Origin of the sequence: Caloramator sp. E03, from assembly GCF_006016075.1 — a bacterium.
Classification (GTDB): domain Bacteria; phylum Bacillota; class Clostridia; order Clostridiales; family Caloramatoraceae; genus Caloramator_B.
The window spans coordinates 719,017-738,037 of sequence record NZ_CP040093.1 but is presented as its reverse complement, the minus strand read 5'-3'; the positions used below and the strand labels follow the sequence as shown (position 1 = coordinate 738,037).

General features: G+C 29.8%; 17 protein-coding genes. 14 read left to right on the top strand and 3 right to left on the bottom strand.

The window, feature by feature from the left end:
* The first annotated feature begins 128 nt into the window (after positions 1-128).
* Positions 129-911 carry a methyl-accepting chemotaxis protein gene (locus tag FDN13_RS03800; protein ID WP_138978984.1) on the top strand — a complete coding sequence of 261 codons (783 nt, stop codon included), beginning with the start codon at positions 129-131 and terminating at the stop codon, positions 909-911.
* A 205-nt stretch (positions 912-1,116) separates the two neighbouring features.
* On the opposite strand, the gene FDN13_RS03795 is transcribed toward FDN13_RS03800, so the two are convergent.
* Entirely contained in the window at positions 1,117-1,911 is a 795-nt protein-coding gene (locus FDN13_RS03795; RefSeq protein WP_138978983.1) for a rhomboid family intramembrane serine protease, read from the bottom strand.
* Positions 1,912-2,326: 415 nt separating this feature from the next.
* Here FDN13_RS03795 and FDN13_RS03790 point away from each other — a divergent pair, with 415 nt between their 5' ends.
* Positions 2,327-2,752 carry a M20/M25/M40 family metallo-hydrolase gene (locus FDN13_RS03790; RefSeq protein WP_138978982.1) on the top strand — a complete coding sequence of 142 codons (426 nt, stop codon included), beginning with the start codon at positions 2,327-2,329 and terminating at the stop codon, positions 2,750-2,752.
* A 336-nt stretch (positions 2,753-3,088) separates the two neighbouring features.
* A complete protein-coding gene (locus FDN13_RS03785; protein ID WP_138978981.1) occupies positions 3,089-3,439 on the top strand; it encodes a peptidase dimerization domain-containing protein in 351 nt (116 codons plus the stop codon).
* Positions 3,440-3,538: 99 nt separating this feature from the next.
* Here the strand turns inward: FDN13_RS03785 and tnpB are convergent, their stop codons facing one another.
* The gene (gene tnpB, locus FDN13_RS03780; RefSeq protein WP_138978980.1) at positions 3,539-4,609 is read right to left on the bottom strand and encodes an IS200/IS605 family element RNA-guided endonuclease TnpB; all 1,071 of its coding nucleotides are present in this window, start codon (positions 4,607-4,609) and stop codon (positions 3,539-3,541) included.
* A gap of 2 nt (positions 4,610-4,611) precedes the next feature.
* Entirely contained in the window at positions 4,612-5,013 is a 402-nt protein-coding gene (tnpA, locus tag FDN13_RS03775) for an IS200/IS605 family transposase (protein WP_073249092.1), read from the bottom strand.
* Positions 5,014-5,132: 119 nt separating this feature from the next.
* On the opposite strand from tnpA, the gene FDN13_RS03770 reads away from it, so the two are divergent.
* From FDN13_RS03770 to FDN13_RS03720, 11 genes are all read left to right on the top strand, one after another.
* Positions 5,133-6,185 (top strand): M24 family metallopeptidase, encoded by a 1,053-nt coding sequence (locus tag FDN13_RS03770; RefSeq protein ID WP_256372275.1) that lies wholly within the window; start codon positions 5,133-5,135, stop codon positions 6,183-6,185.
* Between the two features lie 4 nt (positions 6,186-6,189).
* A complete protein-coding gene (locus FDN13_RS03765; RefSeq protein ID WP_138978978.1) occupies positions 6,190-7,386 on the top strand; it encodes a MalY/PatB family protein in 1,197 nt (398 codons plus the stop codon).
* 139 nt (positions 7,387-7,525) lie between these two features.
* A complete protein-coding gene (locus FDN13_RS03760) occupies positions 7,526-9,031 on the top strand; it encodes a sensor histidine kinase (protein WP_168190068.1) in 1,506 nt (501 codons plus the stop codon).
* Positions 9,009-10,529 carry a response regulator gene (locus FDN13_RS03755; RefSeq protein WP_138978976.1) on the top strand — a complete coding sequence of 507 codons (1,521 nt, stop codon included), beginning with the start codon at positions 9,009-9,011 and terminating at the stop codon, positions 10,527-10,529. The genes FDN13_RS03760 and FDN13_RS03755 overlap by 23 nt, the downstream gene beginning before the upstream one ends.
* A 137-nt stretch (positions 10,530-10,666) precedes the next feature.
* Positions 10,667-11,686, top strand: coding sequence for a TRAP transporter substrate-binding protein (locus tag FDN13_RS03750; protein WP_138978975.1), 1,020 nt, complete (start codon positions 10,667-10,669; stop codon positions 11,684-11,686).
* A 30-nt stretch (positions 11,687-11,716) separates the two neighbouring features.
* The gene (locus FDN13_RS03745; RefSeq protein WP_138978974.1) at positions 11,717-12,205 is read left to right on the top strand and encodes a TRAP transporter small permease; all 489 of its coding nucleotides are present in this window, start codon (positions 11,717-11,719) and stop codon (positions 12,203-12,205) included.
* A 4-nt stretch (positions 12,206-12,209) separates the two neighbouring features.
* A complete protein-coding gene (locus FDN13_RS03740) occupies positions 12,210-13,502 on the top strand; it encodes a TRAP transporter large permease (protein ID WP_138978973.1) in 1,293 nt (430 codons plus the stop codon).
* A 66-nt stretch (positions 13,503-13,568) separates the two neighbouring features.
* Positions 13,569-15,020, top strand: a complete 1,452-nt coding sequence (locus tag FDN13_RS03735) for a tagaturonate reductase (protein WP_138978972.1) — start codon at positions 13,569-13,571, stop codon at positions 15,018-15,020.
* A 4-nt stretch (positions 15,021-15,024) separates the two neighbouring features.
* Entirely contained in the window at positions 15,025-16,506 is a 1,482-nt protein-coding gene (locus tag FDN13_RS03730) for a UxaA family hydrolase (RefSeq protein ID WP_138978971.1), read from the top strand.
* A gap of 12 nt (positions 16,507-16,518) precedes the next feature.
* Positions 16,519-17,760 carry a glucuronate isomerase gene (locus FDN13_RS03725; protein WP_138978970.1) on the top strand — a complete coding sequence of 414 codons (1,242 nt, stop codon included), beginning with the start codon at positions 16,519-16,521 and terminating at the stop codon, positions 17,758-17,760.
* A gap of 215 nt (positions 17,761-17,975) precedes the next feature.
* Positions 17,976-18,920, top strand: coding sequence for a sugar kinase (locus FDN13_RS03720; protein WP_138978969.1), 945 nt, complete (start codon positions 17,976-17,978; stop codon positions 18,918-18,920).
* The last annotated feature ends 101 nt before the right edge of the window (positions 18,921-19,021 follow it).

Below are 19,021 nucleotides of genomic sequence, written 5' to 3'. Positions count from 1 at the left end.
TATCATACTAAGCCCAAAAATATCTTAGTGTTTTTTAATACTGTTTTTAAAAAATTGAAGGAAAATTTGTTTTTTTGTAGAATTAGTACAAAGTTGTGTAGTAAAGAAGTAGTTGTGGAGGGATTATTATGAATGTTGCAGTAATTGGTGGAGGAGCAGGAGGAAGTAAAATAATAAAACTTCTAAGCCAAATTGAAAGCGTTGAAATTAAAATTGTAATTGATAAGAAATATGATGCTCCAGGAATAAAACTTGCCCAGGAAATGGGTATTAAAGTTTCTCAAAATATTGATGATTTAGATGCTGATGTTGTTGATATTATTATAGAAGTTACTGGAAATGAGAACGTATCGAAATTAATTTATAATAAGTATGGAAATAAATGCAAGATAATAGATGCTGAGGGTGCATTACTTATTATAGAAATAGCAAATCATGATGCAGTAAACTTTGAAAAATTAAGTAAGAAAGTAAAAGACATAAATGGTGCAACGTTAATTGTTCAATCACAAATAGAAAGCATAATAAATTCTGTTAAAGAAATGCATGGTGTTGCAGATAGGTTATTAAATCTATTAAATATTTCAAATGATTATATAAAACAAAGTGATGAGATAATAGAATATGTAAATAATATAGCAATGCAAACAAAGATACTTGGAATAAATGCTACAATAGAAGCTGCAAGAGCAGGAGAACATGGAAGAACCTTTTCAGTTGTAGCAAAGGAGATACAAGACCTTGCAAGTAATAGTGAAGTTTATGCAAAGGATATAAATGGTATACTGACAAAATTATCAGAAGAAATAAAAAAACTAAATTATGAGGTGGAAAGTTTAGAAAAATTGTCACAAAACCAAATTAATGCAACAGAAGAAGTTAGGATAGCAATAAACAGTTTAAAGTCATAATAATAAGGATTGTCAATGAATAGCAATATGTAATTTGTTGTGAATCAAAGCTTTTTAATATGTTTATTAACTTTTGTACTTCTTATGGAAGTTTATCAAAATATTAACAATATAAAGTTTCATGTAAAAACTTATGTATTTCTTAAAACAAATATAATTATTGTTAAATAAAAAATAGCAGGACAAAATTTTATCCTGCTATTTTTCATGATTTTATATGCTCATGATTTTTGATATGGTTCATGCAATAGCATTTTAGGCCTTCACATTCACTGCAGTATCTAAATTCCATGTTTGGATCATCTTCAGGAGTTATTCCACATACTGTACACTTATGGGATAAAGGTTTTATATCCATTTTAGATTTAAACTTCGTCTTGTTATTATAAGCAATATTTTTATTTCGTGAGCTTTCAAATATATCTTTACCAAAAAATATGAAATAATTAATTAAAGAAGCAATTGCAGCAGCTTTATATGGTATAGGTTGAGTAACTAAGGTGATTATAATAAATATCCATTCAAAATAAGCAAGGTATTTAACTTTTACAGGTATTATAAAAAATAATAGCATTTCAAAGTTTGGATATATATATGCAAATGCTAAGAATAACGAGAGATTTAAGTATACATAAGTAGCATAGCCTGTAATAAGGGCTGCGATTGTTGTTCCAGCCATTCCTAAAAGGTAATATAAATTAAATCTAAAGCTTCCCCATTCATGTTCAAGGCTAATTCCAATTATATAATAAAAATAAAGGATGAATATTATAAATATTGGCGAGGATGCTGGAGGGATAAATATATAAGTTATAAGTCTCCAGACTTCTCCGCGTATTATTGCATCAGGATAAAGGGTAAGCTTATCTAAAAAAGTACCTGATTGGTCTAAAAAGTAAGAAACAAGATAAACAAATCCAGTTATACTAACTATATATAACATAAGATTAGGTATTGCATATTTATTAAACTTTCTTTCAAGCTTATCAATCCAGCTCATCTATAAACCTCCAAATAAATAATATATCATCAATATTATAGACGAAGATTATATTGATTTTCAACTGCTTATATGTTAATTACTATAATATGAATAAAAACATTTAATACAATATAATTATGACAATTTTTAAACATGAATTATAATTAGCTTATCTTTAATATACATAGAAGAAAATAGAATATATTTGTATTTTTATCTTTATGAATACGAATGTAATATAGTAATAGTTTAATAAAAGCAATCATGAATTAGGATATAGGTTGTTATTATCTTTTATTGCTTTTAAAATAGGTATCAGTTAAAATATCAATGGATATATATGGGACACTCCTTTGGGTTAATATTTATTTTAACAAAGGTAGGTCCCTTTTTCTGTATTGATAATATTTGAAAATTTGAAAGGAGATAAAAAATGATTAATTTTTATGAAGAAATATTAAAAAGGAAAGAGGAATGTTTTAAATTGCTTGAAGAATGGATTAAGATACCATCAGTTTATAATGAAAGTACGGTTGATAAAGATTTACCCTTTGGAAGAGAAGTGGGAAAAAGCTTAGATTGGTTTGAAAAACTATCTATAAAAGATGGATTTTATGTTAAAAATCTTGAAGGTTATGCTGTTTTTGCTGGATATGGAGTGGGTGAAGAATATGTTTGTGCCTTTGGACATGGAGATGTCGTTTCTGCTAAAGAAGGATGGAACACATATCCTTTTATGCTTAATATTATTGATGGAAAGGCTTATGGGAGAGGAGTAGTAGATGACAAAGGACCAATACTTGGATGCTATATGGGTCTTAAGATTATAAAGGATTTAAATCTTCCAGTTAAAAATTGAATTAGAATTATAGTTGGAGGAAATGAGGAAAGTGGATTTAGATGTATAAGACACTACTTTTCTAAAGAATCTCAGCCTAAGTTTGGATCTACTCCAGATGCAAAATTTCCCGTTATTAATGGTGAAAAAGGAGGGGCAATTTTAAAATTATATGGGAAACTAAATGAAAAAGCGATAGAGATAAAGTCGGGTACAGCTTATAATATAATTCCTTCAATTATAGAGGCAAGACTTACTGGAGATTATTGGTTTTTAAAAGATAAATTTGATAGCTTTTTAATTGAAAATAACTTAAATGGTAATTTTAATATTTATAATGGGAATGTATTATTAAAAATGATTGGGAAAGGAGGGCATTCATCAAAGCCAGAAAAAACGATAAATCCTATAACTAAATTTATAAGTTTTATAAATAAAAATATAAAAACAACATGGGTTTTAGATTTAGGAAAGCTTTTTATTGATGGAGACTATAAAGGTATAGGCTTTGAGCTTAATGTATCTGGTAAATGTGGAGAAATAACAATAGTTCCTACTATTCTTAATATTTTTGATGGGAATTTATCAGCTACATTTAGTATAAGGTATCCTGAAAATGTAAGTTTAGATTTTATTGAAAATAAAATAGGATTGATATTCAATCCTGCATTAATATTAATAAGGAAGGAGATATTATGGACAGAGTGAACTACCCCCACTTATAGAAGTGGTGGCTTCGTGGTCAATACTCCCAGCGAAGTAAGTTATCCCACGCTCAAAGGGCTGTTCCCTCCCCAGATATACCAATTACATGGCTAATTTTAGCAAATTCTTGCTTGCATTTATATCTCTATCATGAACCGTACCACACTTTGGACATTTCCATTCTCTCAATGCTAAATTCTTTACATCAGAATTTTTATATCCACATTCACTGCATATTTGACTTGATGCATAATTTTGTGGTGCTATTATTATTTCTCTGCCATACCATTTTGCTTTGTATTCTAACATCCTTCTAAATTCTGCCCATGATGCTTCTGTTATTGCTTTTGCTAATTTATGATTTTGTTGCATATTTTTTACCTGTAAATCTTCTAAAACTATCACTTGATTTTCGTGTATAATTTTAGAAGATAGTTTATGAAGAAAATCTTTTCTTTGATTTGATATTTTTTCATGTAGTTTAGCAAGTTTTTGTCTTGTTCTTTCATAGTTTTTGCTTTGCTTCTGCTTTCTTGATAATGATTTTTGTATAATTTTAATTCTTTTTTCTGTTTTTCTTAACCATTTTGGATTTTCTACCTTTGTTCCATCAGATAAAATAGCAAATTCTTTAATGCCTAAATCTATACCTACTTTTCTATCTGTTTTAGATAATTCTTTAATTTCTTCTTCTACAAATATAGAAGCATAATATTTGCCTGTTGGCGTCTTTGATATAGTTACGGATTTGATTTTTCCTTCAAATTGTCTGTGTTGTTTTATTTTTATTTTTGTCTTTAACTTTGGAACTTTTAGATAACCACCTTCAAGTGTTACTGTTCCATTTTGATTATTTGTAGTATAATACTGGTAACCTTTCTTTTTCTTGAACTTTGGAAATCCTATTTTTTTATCTCTAAAAAAATTTTTATATGCTTTTTCTAAATTAAGTTGTGCGTTGGAAAGTGCAAGACTATCTACTTCTTTCAGAAAAGAATATTCTTTTTTATATTGTGCAGGTGTATTGTTTAACTTTTCTCCTGTTTGCTTATAGTATTCTATTTTGTCATGTAGCATTTTGTTGTATATAAATCTTACGCAACCAAATACCTTAGCAAAATATTCTTCTTGTTCTTTTGTTGGATATATTCTGTATTTATAAGCCTTAAGCAAAGTTACACCTCCTTCCCTTGCTTTTCTATATATTTTTTAATTACTTCAATTGACACCCCACCTGTTGTAAGTAAACAGTAACTTCTTGACCAAAAATATTCTTTCCATAATTGCTCTTTTATTTTAGGATACTCTTTCTTTATCAATCTTGATGAAGCACTTTTATACGCATTTATAAACTTAGACAACTCTGTATTAGGATGTGCTTTGAATAATATATGGATATGGTCTTTATCATGATTCCATTCTTGTAATGTGATATTATAATTATCTTGTATCTTTTCAAATATTTCTTTTAGTCTATTCGATATATTATCATCAATAACTTTTCTTCTATATTTAGTTACCAAAACAAGATGATAATACAATAAGAATACTGAATGATTATTATTATCTAAATCCATTATATTGCATAACCTCCTTCCTATAATACTGATTATATCATAAAGGAATAATTTATCAAGCAACATTCATCGCCCACTTACAGAAGTGGGCGATGAATGTTGCTGTTTAGTTAAAAAAAATAAGAAATATAATGAAAGAAAATTTTTTAGATGCGTTTTTAATAAATTCTCCCTATAATAAATTCTATTTGGCAAATCTATATAGCAACTCAGGATATCTTCTTATAACAAGAAACAATCAATATGCTCTTGTGGATTCACGATATTATGTTCAGGTAAAAGAAAATGCAAAGGAGTTTAGCGTTATTGAAATTTCAAAGGAAAGAACTATTTTTAACCTCTTAAATGAGATTGCTAAAAAAGAAAGTATAAAAATAATAGGATTTGAAGGAGATAATCTTACTTATGATAATTATATGAAGTTGGCTGAGCATGTTAAAGTAGTATTTTTAAGCATTTCTTTAGATAGCCTAAGAGCGATAAAAACTTCGGAAGAAATTGAAAAAATAAGAACAGCTGCTCAAATAGCCGATAAAGCGTATAAACACATACTGTCTTTTGTAAAAGAAGGAATGACTGAAAAGCAGGTTGAAAGAGAACTTGTAAGATATATTAAAGAATGTAACGGAGATAAAGAATCTTTTGATATAATTGTAGCTTCAGGAGAAAGGGGTGCTCTTCCCCATGGGAAAGCATCGGATAAAGTTATAAAAAGAGGAGAATTTATAACTATTGATTTTGGCGTAAATTATAATAACTATTGTTCAGATATGACTCGAACCTTTTTGCTTGGAGAAGCTTATAATAAAGAAATGATAAAAATTTATGAGATTGTAAAAAAAGCTCAGTGGAAAGCTGTAAAGAGCGTTAAAGCAGGGATAACTGCCTCGTATCTTGACGGTATAGCAAGGAATATTATCGAAAAAGAAGGATACGGAAAGAATTTTGGCCATAATCTTGGCCATGGAGTAGGCATTTTGGTTCATGAATATCCTGTAATTGGAAAAGGGAATGACATATTTTTGGAGGCAGGAATGATTATTACCATTGAACCTGGAATTTACATAGAGGGGCTTGGAGGAGTTAGAATAGAAGATGATGTACTTGTAACTGAGGAAGGTTTTGAAGTTTTAACTAATAGCGATAGAGAACTTATTTCTGTAAAGGGGTGATGTTATGTACAATTTTGATATAAAAACAGATAGAATAAATGAAAGATGTAGAAAATGGGACAAAAAAATAATCAAGGAACATTTTAAATATGTATCAGATGACTTTATTCCATTATGGATTGCGGATATGGATTTTAAAGCCCCTGATAATATACTGAATTCTTTTAAAAAAGCAATCGACAGAGGAGTATTTGGATATACTTATGTTTATGATGAATTTTATGATGCAGTAATAAACTGGAAGAAGGATATGCATGGAGTTGAGATTTATAAAGAATGGATAACTTTAAGTTATGGAACGGTATCTACTCTGCATTATATTGTTCAGGCATTTTGCAATGAAAATGACTTTGTAATAATGAATACTCCAGTATATGAACCCTTTAATAGTGCAGCAATAAAACAGGGAGTAAGGTGTATTTATAATAAATTAAATATTATCGAAAACAGATATTACATAGATTTTGAAGAAATAGAATCTCAGCTTAGAGAATTTAAACCAAAGCTATATTTGCTTTGCTCACCTCACAATCCTTCAGGGAGGATATGGAGCATCGATGAATTAAGAAAAATTGCAATGCTTTGCAAAAAATATAAAACTATTCTTGTTGTTGATGAAGTACATGGAGAGCAGATACATTTTGGAAGATTTTATTCTATTCTTTCCTTGGAGGAGGAATTAATGGATAATATAATATTGCTTTCTTCCCCAAATAAGGCTTTTAATTTGGGAGGGCTTAAAACTTCATATTCTATTATTCCAAATAAAAATATAAGAGAAAGGTTCAGAGAAAGACTTTTTAAAAATTCGATAACTTCACCAAACGTATTTGGAATAATAGGAATAATATCAGCCTATAATGATTGCAAAGACTATCTTAAGGAAGTTACAAAATATATTTATGATAATTATTTATATACTGTAGATTTTATAGATAATAAAATTCCTAAACTCTCCTATATGAAAATGGAGTCTTCATATCTTTTATGGATAAATATTAGTAAAACTGGAATTACATCCACTGAATTTACTAAACTATTATCATCAGAATATGGTGTTTTAGTTGAGGATGGAAATAATTTTGTTTGTGATGGTGAAGGATGGATAAGAATAAACCTTGGGACCCAAAGAGAAAATATTAAAAAGGCTATGGAAAGGATAGAAAAATGTGTTCAAAATTTAGATAAGATTTTTTCATAAGTTAATTTTGATGGCCGATGATTCCGGTCTTTTTTGCATGGGAAAATATTACAACTTATAATTCATATTTGCTTATCAACTGATTAGTATTTATAATAAATCTGTGAATAAGACTATGAAATTATTTAAGGGGGAGATTATGGGAAAAACTAAAGTTTTCAAAAGGACAATCGTTTCAACAATAATATTTACTCTTTTACTTGTAATTATAATAATGAGCAGTGGATATATACTTTTAGGAAATTTAAAAGAAAAGGCAAAAGAACGTTATGATAATCTTATGAGGATAAATATAACCATAGGGAGCTCCTCATTAGAACTTAATAACAGCTTTAACTATTTTGATAAATATATCAAAACAAGGGATAAAGATTATCTTAATAAATACTATATTTCAATTGAAAAGGTTAAGAATAATGTAAATTCAATAGAAACTAATCATAATATAAATACTGAGTGCGGAATTTATATTAGAAACATAAAAAATATGCTTGAATGGTATGATGAGCAAATAAAAATGCTGACTAAAAAAGATATACTTGAACAATCTGACTATAATAAAATAATGGAAGTTAAGAGCATGTACATTCATATTAACAGCCATCTTCAAAAAACAGCAGTTTCATTTTTGCTTTACAGCAACAATACATATAACGAAATACTTATAAATAACAAAAAAGTAGAGCGGGAAATACAAAGGATTGTTTTTATAATTATAATCATTTCTATAATGATAGTTATTGCAGTCAGCTTAAATATTAAGAACACTATGTGGCAAATACTAAAAAACATTGAGAGGCTTTCAAATGCAGATTGGGATATTGAGGACATGAAGGGGCAAAAGTATGAAGAATTAAATATATTAGCAGAGGCCTTTAACAAAATGAAGCATAGCATAAAAAACTATATAAATGAAATAAATGAGAAAGCTGAACTTGAAAACAAGTACAACCAAGAAAAAATTAAAAACATTGAGAAAGATAAAATTTTAAGAGAGACTCAATTAAGAGCATTAAAAACGCAGATTAATCCTCATTTCCTTTTTAATGCATTAAATACAGTATCAAGATCTGCCCTCTTTGAACCAAGAGAAAATACTGTTAAACTAATTGAAGCTATATCAAAGATATTAAGATATAACCTAAACAGTATTGATGATTTTGTTGAATTAAAGGAAGAGATAAATATTTTAAAAGCATATGCACTAATTCAGGAAACGAGATTTAAAGACAGAATGAGTTTTAACTTTGAAATTGAAAAGGATGCTGAAAATATAAGAATACCAAGAATGATTTTACAGCCTTTAGTAGAAAACGCTATTTCCCATGGCATTGATGAAAAAGAAGATGGAGGGGATATTTTTGTATATGCCCAAAAAGATAATGAATGTATAAAAATAACAATATCTGATAATGGAATGGGAATGAATGAAGACACTATACAAAAAATACTAAAAAAACAGTTTAAGGGTATTTCAAAAAAATCTTCAGGATTAGGAATATCCAATATTTTAGAGCGCTTAGAGTTGTATTATAAAGATAGATTTTCTTTTAACATAGAATCTAAGCTAAATAAAGGTACAAAAATATCAATAATCCTACCTATTGTTCGAGGTGATTATTTTGCTGAAAATTATGATAGCTGAAGATGAGAGTCTTGAAAGAAAAGCATTAAGATATTTATTAGAAAAATACTATAAAAACAATCTTGAAATTGTGGCAGAAGCTTCAAATGGAAGGGAAGCTGTTGATTTTGCAATTAATTTAAAGCCGGATATAATTTTGATGGACATTAAAATGCCTATGCTTGATGGACTTGAAGCAGGGAAGATAATAAAAAGTGAATTGTCTGAAACAGAGATTGTAATACTTACTGCTTTTAATTATTTTGAATATGCAAAGGAATCTATAAAAATTGGAGTTGCAGATTATCTATTAAAGCCATATTCTAATGAAGAATTTACCGATATCATAGATTCTTTGCTTAACAAATTCTATATTAAAAAACTTCTTAAAAATAAAAATGAGCAGATTGAAAAGAAATACGCTGAATTATTATCCCTTGCGGAAAAGGAAATAATTTTAAATTTAATATATTCTCATAAGCCAGAGGAAGTGCAGATTGAAGAGTATAAAAAAATATTAAATATAACCAATAATAGATATTGCTGTCTTATATGCTTACTAAAGGATGATTTAAAGGATGAAAGCGTTGAAATTATAAAAGATGAATTAAAGTGTTTTTTTAATGAAGTGATTGGTGGAGTAAATAAAAACGAAGCAGTTTTTTTAATATTTGATGATAATATAGATAAAAAGCTTAATAAAGAGATTTTTAAAAAAATATTTGATAAAAAAGATATATTTTTATCCTTTGCAATTGGGATGATTGAAGATGATTTGAAAAATTTTTATTTATCATATAAAAAGGCAAAAAGAGATTTATGTGAAAATGAAGCTTTAAATGAAGAAAAAGAAGATACCTTTCAAAAAAATAATCATGTGTATAATAAGCTATTAAGAAGCATTATTGATAATGATATTAATCGATTTAATATAGTATTTGAGGAATTGATTCTTTTGAGATTTAATTCCAATGATTGCTATGAAATAAATCAATATAAAATTTTTATTTCAGAAATTTATGAATATCTGATAACTAATATACCAAATTATTTTAAAAAGAATCTCAATAAAGACGAAATTTTAATTTTTAATGAAGAAATAAATAAAATGAATAAAATTGAAGATGTTACGCTTTTACTTAAAGAAAAGATAAAAAATCTAATAATTTTATTTAAACGTATTAAAGAAAGTGATAATTTTGGTGTAATTGAAAAAGCTAAAAACTATATTGAGGAAAATTATATGAAAGATATTACCCTTGAGAGAGTAGCAAATTATGTTTCAATGAGCAGCTCCCATTTTAGCAGGATTTTTTATGAAGCTGAAGGAATAAACTTTAAGGATTATTTGATAAAGATTAGAATGGAAAAGGCAATAAATATGCTTTTAAAAGGAAATAAAAGCATAAAAGAAATAGCACAGGAGGTTGGGTATCCAGATCAAAATTATTTTAGCAAGGCATTTAAAAAGTATACAAATTCTGCTCCAACAGAATATTTTAAGAAGATAATAAATTGAAAGGCTTTTGAGCCTTTTAAATTTTTGTTAATTTTTGAAAATTAGCAAAAAAAGAAAGAAATACAACAATAATAAACATATAAAAAAATTAAGATTTATCTTAAAATTAAGATAGAAAAAATCAAAGGGGGATTAATATGAAACTTAAAAAACTACTAACAATTACTATGTCTTTAGCATTAATAAGTTCATTTTTAGGATGCTCAAGCAAATCAACAAACAATTCTACAAGTAACTCAAATCAAGAACAAAAACAAATCGTTTTAAGACTTTCTGATACTCACCCAGATGGGTTTGTAACTGTAAGAGCTGATAAGGAATTCGCAAGACTCGTTGAAGAAAATTCAAAGGGTAGAATAAAAGTTGAAGTTTATCCTGGAGGACAGCTTGGAGACGAAAAGAGCGTAATTGAGCAGGTTCAATTTGGAGCTATCGATTTAGTAAGAACAAGTATTTCACCTTTGGCAGAATTTGATAAAGAATTAAGCGCCTTGATGCTTCCATACCTTTACAGGGACACTGAGCATATGTTTAAAGTACTCGATGGTCCTGTAGGAGAAAAGATATTTAAAAACCTTGAAAATTATAAATTTGAAGGATTATGCTGGTTTGATGCAGGATCAAGAAACTTCTACAACACTAAGAAAGAAGTTAAGAAACCAGATGATTTAAAAGGATTAAAGATTAGGGTTCAAGAGAACAAGATGATGATGGATCTTGTTAAAGCTTTAGGAGCTTCACCAACACCTATGGCATACAGCGAAGTATATAGTGCTCTTCAAACAGGAGTAATAGATGGAGCTGAAAACAACTGGGCAAGTTATCTTTCTTCAAATCACTTTGAAGTTGCAAAATATATAACAACTGATGAACACACAAGAGTTCCAGAAGTAATAATTATGAGTAAGATTACTTGGGACAAGCTTTCTGCAGATGATCAGAAGATAATAAAGGATGCTGCTGTAAAGGCTGGATTATATCAAAGACAGGAATGGCAAAAGGATGAAGAAGCAGCTAAAAATCAATTAAAAGATAAGGGTGTAAAAATTACAACTCTTGAAAGTAATTCTGAATTCCAAGATAAGGTAAAAGTATTATACGATGAATACGGTAAGGAATATAAGGATTTAATTAATGAAATTATTAATACAAAATAATAAGCCTTTTCTAAAGGAGGAGGTTATATATTGAAGAGTTTTTCAAATTTACTTAATAAAATTAGTTCTTTTTTCGAATACTTAGCATCTATATTTTTAGGATTGATGATTATGATTGTTAGTTTTCAGGTTTTTACCAGATTCTTCTTTAGTTTTACTTTAAGATGGTCTGAAGAAATTACAATGCTCCTTATGGTGTGGTTCGGGTTTATAGGGATCGCCCTCGGAGTTAAAAAGGATATTCATCTTTCAATTGAAGCCATTGTAAATTTATTTTCTAACAACACAAAAAAGATAATTTATAAGGTGGATGAGCTTATCACTTTGATATTTGGAATATTCACAGCGTTTTATGGCTATAGATTGGTTGTAGAGGCAAAGGGGTCAACTTTGCCCGCAACTCAATGGCCTTCATCAATGCTTTATTTAATGGTTCCATTGTCAGGTGTGCTTATAGTACTATTCTCAATTAATAAATTAGCAGGATTTAGGGCAGTTAATCAGGAAAATCAGAGGTGAAAATATGGTTAATACAACTGCGATATGTCTTTTACTTATAGTGTTTTTTGGATTATTAATAATTAGAGTTCCAATATCTTTTTCCCTTGCAATATCAACATTTGTTACAGCGATTTACTTAAAAATACCTTCTATGGTAGTTGTGCAGCAGATGGTAAAAGGTATAAATTCCTTCTCTTTAGTTGCTATACCGTTTTTTATTGTTGCAGGAGAAATAATGGGAGAAGGAGGAATATCTAAAAGGCTGATAGATTTTTCCAATGTATTGGTTGGAAGAATGCGTGGAGGCCTTGCAATGGTAAATGTATTGGCGAGCATGTTCTTTGGAGGTATATCAGGTTCTTCAGTTGCTGATACATCTTCAATAGGTTCTATAATGATTCCAATGATGGAAAAGCAGGGTTATGATAAGGATTATGCTGTTGACGTAACAATTACAGGTTCTACGCAAGGGATATTGATTCCTCCAAGCCATAATATGATTATATACTCCCTTGCTGCTGGCGGGATATCAGTTGGAAACCTGTTTTTAGGAGGTGTAATTCCTGGTATTTTACTTGGGGTTATGCTGATGGTTTTAAGCTATATTATTGCAGTTAAAAGAAATTATCCTCGTGGTGAAAAAGTTCCATTTAAGGAAGCAGTAAAAATAATAAAGGATGGTATATTAGGATTATTTACTGCAGTAATTATAATAGTTGGAGTTAGTACAGGAGTCTTTACAGCAACTGAATCAGCAGCAATTGCAACAGTTTATGCCTTCATAATTACATTCTTTGTATATAAAGATATAAAAATTTCAAGAATGATACCTATATTAAAGAATTCATTAAGAACATTGTCAATGGTTCTTGCGCTTATTGCAACTTCGAGTGCTTTTGCATGGATGATGGCTTATTTAAAAATTCCCTTTTTAGTAACAAACGCATTAATTTCAATTTCAAATAACAAATATGTAATTCTGCTAATAGTAAATATTGTACTCCTTATCTTAGGTATGATAATGGATATGGCTCCGTTAATTTTAATATGTACGCCTATTTTACTTCCGGTTGTTACAAAGGTTGGAATGGATCCTATTCAATTTGGAATAGTGCTTATGCTCAACTTAGGAATTGGGCTTTTGACTCCTCCAGTAGGTTCAACACTTTTTGTTGGATGTTCGATAGCTAAAATACCAATGGAGAAGATAGCAAAATCATTGATGCCTTTCTATGCAATGATGTTTATTGTGTTAATGATTCTGACCTATGTACCTCAAGTAACACTATTTTTACCAAGATTGTTAGGGAAATGATATTAAACATAGAGTGCACTTAATAAACGGTGCACTCTAAACTTTAGCAAAAAAAAATAAGGTGGGATAAAGGTGAATATAAGCAATATTAAAACCAAAAACAACAACGTTGAAAAAATACTACAATTTGGAGAGGGAAATTTTTTAAGAGCCTTTGTGGATTGGATGATAAACAGGTTAAATGAGACAGGCAACTTTGAAGGTTCTGTTGTTGTAGTCCAGCCCCTTGAAAACGGAATGGTTGAAAAGTTAAATGAGCAAAACGGGCTTTATACAGTTATTTTAAAGGGAATTGAAAATGAGAATGAAGTTTATAACAGCGAGGTTGTTAAAAGCATTTCAAGGGGGATAAATCCATATAAAAACTTTGATGAATATGAAAAATTGAGTTTTAGTGAAAGCTTAAAAATAATCATCTCAAATACTACTGAAGCTGGAATTTATTTTGATGAAACTGAAAAATTAGAGGATAAACCTCAAAAAAGCTATGTTGGAAAATTAACTGCACTTTTATATAAGAGATTTAAGCATTTTAACGGAGATTTAGAAAGAGGATTTTATATTATCCCCTGTGAGCTTATAGAAAAAAATGGAGAAAAATTAAGAGAAACAATTTTAAAATATGCATATCACTGGAATCTTGGAGATGATTTTATTAATTGGCTTTTAAAGGCAAACATATTTTATAACAGCCTTGTTGATAGGATAGTTCCAGGCTTTCCAAAGGATAACTATAAGGAAGTATGCGAGTATTTAGGATACGAGGATAACTTAATAGTTGAATGTGAACCTTTCCATCTTTGGGTTATTGAAGGACCAAAGAAGATTAAGGAAGTTCTTCCATTTGAAAAATCCAATTTAAATGTATTGGTGGTTGATGATTTAACACCATATAGAACAAGAAAAGTAAGAATTTTAAATGGAGCCCATACTTTAATGGTTCCTGTTGCAATGCTTTCGAAGCTTGAGACTGTTAGAGAATCAGTTGAAGATGAGCTTATAGGAAGATATGTAAAGGAAACAATTTTTAATGAGATAGTTCCTGTTATAGACTTGCCGGAAAATGAGCTAAAGGAATTTTCCTATGCGGTTTTAGAAAGATTTAAAAATCCATTTATCAAGCATTATCTATTAAGTATTGCTTTAAACAGTATATCAAAGTTTGAAACAAGAGTTTTACCGACTTTAATAGAATACAGGAATAATAAAGGATGTCTTCCTAAAAATATAGTTTTTTCACTAGCTTCTTTAATTTTATTCTATAAAGGCAAAGGGCTTGATGGAAGTGAAATTAAGCTTAATGATTCTGAGTTTGTTTTGGACTTTTTTAATGATGTATGGAAAGATTACAACGAAGATGAAAAATCTTTAGAAGATATTGCTAAAAAGGTTCTTATGAATAAAGATTTTTGGAAAATGGATTTGACTAAAATAGAAGGATTAACTAAATCCGTTGCTGAAAATATGAAAAACATTTTAAAGCTTGGAATTAGAGAAGCACTTTCAAATTTGAGGTGATTTAATGAATATTTTTAGAATAAACGATAAGGATAATGTTGCAATAGCCCTTTGTGATTTGAATGAGGGAGATATAGTGGATTTTTTAGGAGAAAAAATTGAAATTAAGGAACCCGTTAAAAAGGGTCATAAAATAGCATTATGCGAAATTAAAAAAGGTGAGGATGTAATTAAGTATGGATATCCAATTGGAATCTTAAAAGAAGACATAAAAAAAGGATGTCATATTCACAGCCACAACTTAAAAACTAAGCTTTGCGGTACTTTAGAATATGAGTTTAAAAAGAAAAGCTGCGGAAACATATATGAATTTAGGGATTTAAAATTTAAAGGTTATATTAGAAAAGATGGAAACGCAGGTATAAGGCAGGATTTATTTATTGTTCCTCTGGTTGGATGTGTAAACGGTGTTGCGGATAAAATAAAAGAAAAATTTTTAACAATGTCAGATTTTAAACTTGATGACATAAAAGTTTTAAAACATCCCTATGGATGCTCTCAGCTTGGAGATGACTTAATGTATACACAAAAAATACTATCGAGTATAGTTAAACATCCTAATGCAGCAGGAGTATTAGTACTAGGTCTTGGATGTGAAAACAATACCATGGATTCTTTTAAAAAGGTTTTAGGAGAATTTGATGATGAAAGAGTCAAGTTTTTAGTATGTCAGGATGTTTTAAATGAAGTTGATGAAGGGGCAAAGATATTAGAACAACTCTATGAAAAAGCCTTAAAGGATGAAAGGGTTGAAGTTCCGGCTGAAAAACTTAAGATTGGAATGAAATGTGGAGGTTCTGATGCCTTTTCTGGAATAACTGCAAACCCTCTTGTTGGAAGGATAAGCGATTTCATTGTGGCTCAGGGAGGGACAAGTATTTTAAGCGAAGTTCCTGAGATGTTCGGAGCGGAAAATATACTCATGCAAAGAGCAAAGGATGAAAAAGTGTTTAATAAGATAGTTGAAATGATTAATGGGTTTAAAGAGTATTTTATTTCATACAACCAGCCAGTATATGAAAATCCTTCGCCTGGAAATAAGGAAGGTGGAATTACAACCCTTGAGGAAAAGTCCCTTGGGAATGTTCAAAAGGGAGGAAACAGCGAGGTTGTTGATGTACTAAGATATGGAGAACGTGCAGTTGAAAGCGGATTGAATCTTTTATTTGCACCGGGAAATGACTTAGTGTCTTCAACTGCTCTTGCAGCAGCTGGGTGTCAGATTGTTCTTTTTACTACAGGACGAGGAACCCCTTATGGAACTTTGGTTCCTACAGTAAAGATTTCAACAAATAGCGAACTTTTTAATAAAAAAAGCAATTGGATAGACTTTAACGCAGGAGACTTGCTTGAAGGTAAAACCTTGGAGGATAAAACTAAAGAGCTTATAGATTTTATTTTTGATGTTGCAAATGGTAAAAAGACTAATAACGAAAAGAATGGATTCAGTGAAATTGCAATATTTAAAAATGGAGTAACTTTATAGGAGGTTGTTAATATGATTAGAAATCATGAAGAGTTAAAAAAAGTTGTTGAGAGGGAAGTCAATAACGTTAAGATAACAGATATACATACACATATTTATTCAAAAGATTTTAATGAGCTTTTATTGTGGGGAATTGATGAGCTTTTAACTTACCACTATCTTATAGCTGAATTTTTTAGATATTCTAATATGGATTATGATAAGTTTTTTAAAATGTCGAAGAAGGAACAGGCAGAGCTTGTCTGGAACACTTTATTTATTGAGAATACTCCTATAAGTGAGGCACAAAGAGGAGTTTTAACTATATTAAATAAGCTTGGGCTTGATACAGCAAACAAAGACTTGGAATATTACAGAAACTATTTTAAAAATATTCCTTTAGAAGAGTATATAGACAAAGTATTTGAAGTATCAAATGTTAAGTGCGTTGTTATGACGAATGATCCCTTTGATGATTATGAAAGACCTATTTGGGAAAAAGGCGGAAACAAGGACGAAAGATTTAAAGCAGCTCTTAGAATAGATGCACTTTTGATGAATTATCCAAAGGCTATGGAAAAAATGATAAATATGGGTTATGATGTTTCTCTAAATTTGAATGAAAAAACAATCTGTGAAATTAAAAGATTTTTAAATGATTGGGCAGAAAGAATGGGAGCTCTTTATATGGCTGCATCATTGCCTCCTTCATTTAATGTTCCAGAGGATTCAGCAAGATGGACGATACTTGACAGATGCATACTTCAAGTATGCAGAGAAAGAAATATGCCCTTTGCTTTGATGATTGGTGTGAATAAGAATGTAAATTATGAACTTGGGCTTGCAGGAGATTCTGTAGGCAGAGCAAACAACAGCGCATTAGAATATCTTTGTAGAAATTATCCTGAAAATAAGTTTATGATTACATATCTTTCAAGGGAAAATCAGCATGAAGTCTTAGTTACTGCAAGAAAGTTTAAAAACTTATTTGTATTTGGCTGCTGGTGGTTCCTCAACAATCCAGTTTTAATAGAAGAGATGACGAGAATGAGATTTGAACTTTTAGGGCTTTCGTTTATGCCACAGCATTCTGATGCGAGAGTGTTAGATCAGCTAATTTATAAATGGGAGCATTCAAGACAAATCATTTCAAAGGTCCTATATGATAAGTATTCAGATATATTCGATACAGGTTTTGCAATATCAGAGGAGGATGTTAGAAGGGACGTTGAAAATTTATTTGGAAATAATTTCTATAAATTTTTAAATGCTTAAATATAAGTTCTCTGATCTTTTCTCCGGTGCCTGGGAAGGCTCCGAAAAATAGCACCAAAATTTACTGTAACAGTATATAGTAATGCAAATTGGTATTTAATATATATTGTGTTTTTTTGAATGAAGCTTTATTTTTTCGGAGGGCTCATAGGCTCTGAAAAAAATTGGATATAAAATGTGCTTTAAAGATAGAAAAAGCAGGGGGCGCAGTATAAATGGATGTAATTACTTTTGGAGAATCGATGGTTCTTTTTAGTCCTACATGCAATGGCCCGCTTAGGTTTGTAGACACATTTACTAAAGGATTAGCAGGAGCAGAATCAAATGTTGCAATTGCTCTTTCAAGACTTGGAAGAAGCGTTGGATGGTTTTCGAGAATTGGAGATGATGAATTTGGACGGTTTATCATTAATACCATAAGAGGAGAAGGCATAGATGTTTCAAGGGTTGTAGTGGATGGAACCAACCCAACTGGAATATTATTTAAAGAAAGATTTTTGAAAAGCAATCCCAATGTTTATTATTATAGATCAAATTCTGCTGCGAGTTTTTTATCTGAAAATGATATTGATGAGAATTATATAAAAGAGGCAAGAATTTTACACATAACGGGAATAACCCTCGATATTTCAAAATCAGCAAGAGAAGCTGCTTTTAAGGCGATGAGGATTGCAAAGGAGAATGGAGTTTTAGTTTCTTTTGATCCTAATATAAGGTTAAAACTATGTAAAAAGGAAGAGGCAGTACCAGTAATTAAGGAGGCTCTAACTCTTTGTGATATAGTTTTTCCAGGTATTGATGAAGGAAAGATTATCTTTAAAAAAGATAATGAAAGAGATATTGCAGAAGAAATTTTAAACTTAGGAGCTAAAGTTGCTGCAGTTAAATTAGGAGAAAAGGGATGCTACATAAAGAGCAGGTATGAAGAGAGCTATGTAGAGGGATTTAGGATTGACAGGATAGAGGATACCGTAGGTGCAGGAGATGGATTTGCAGCTGGATTTTTGCATGGATATTTGAATAACCTTTTACTAAGCGAGTGCGGAAGAATAGCAAATGCTGTTGGTGCTATGGCAATTGCTGTAAAGGGGGATATGGAGGGTTTTCCAACGCTAAGACAGCTTGATGAATTTATGAAATGCAGCCTTATTGATAGATAATTTTAATCTATGGTTTAAATATTTTTTACTTGTTGCATTTAATTGTATAATGAACCATAAAAGAAAATATACTTGATATAGTTAAGAAAAAAAGGAATTAG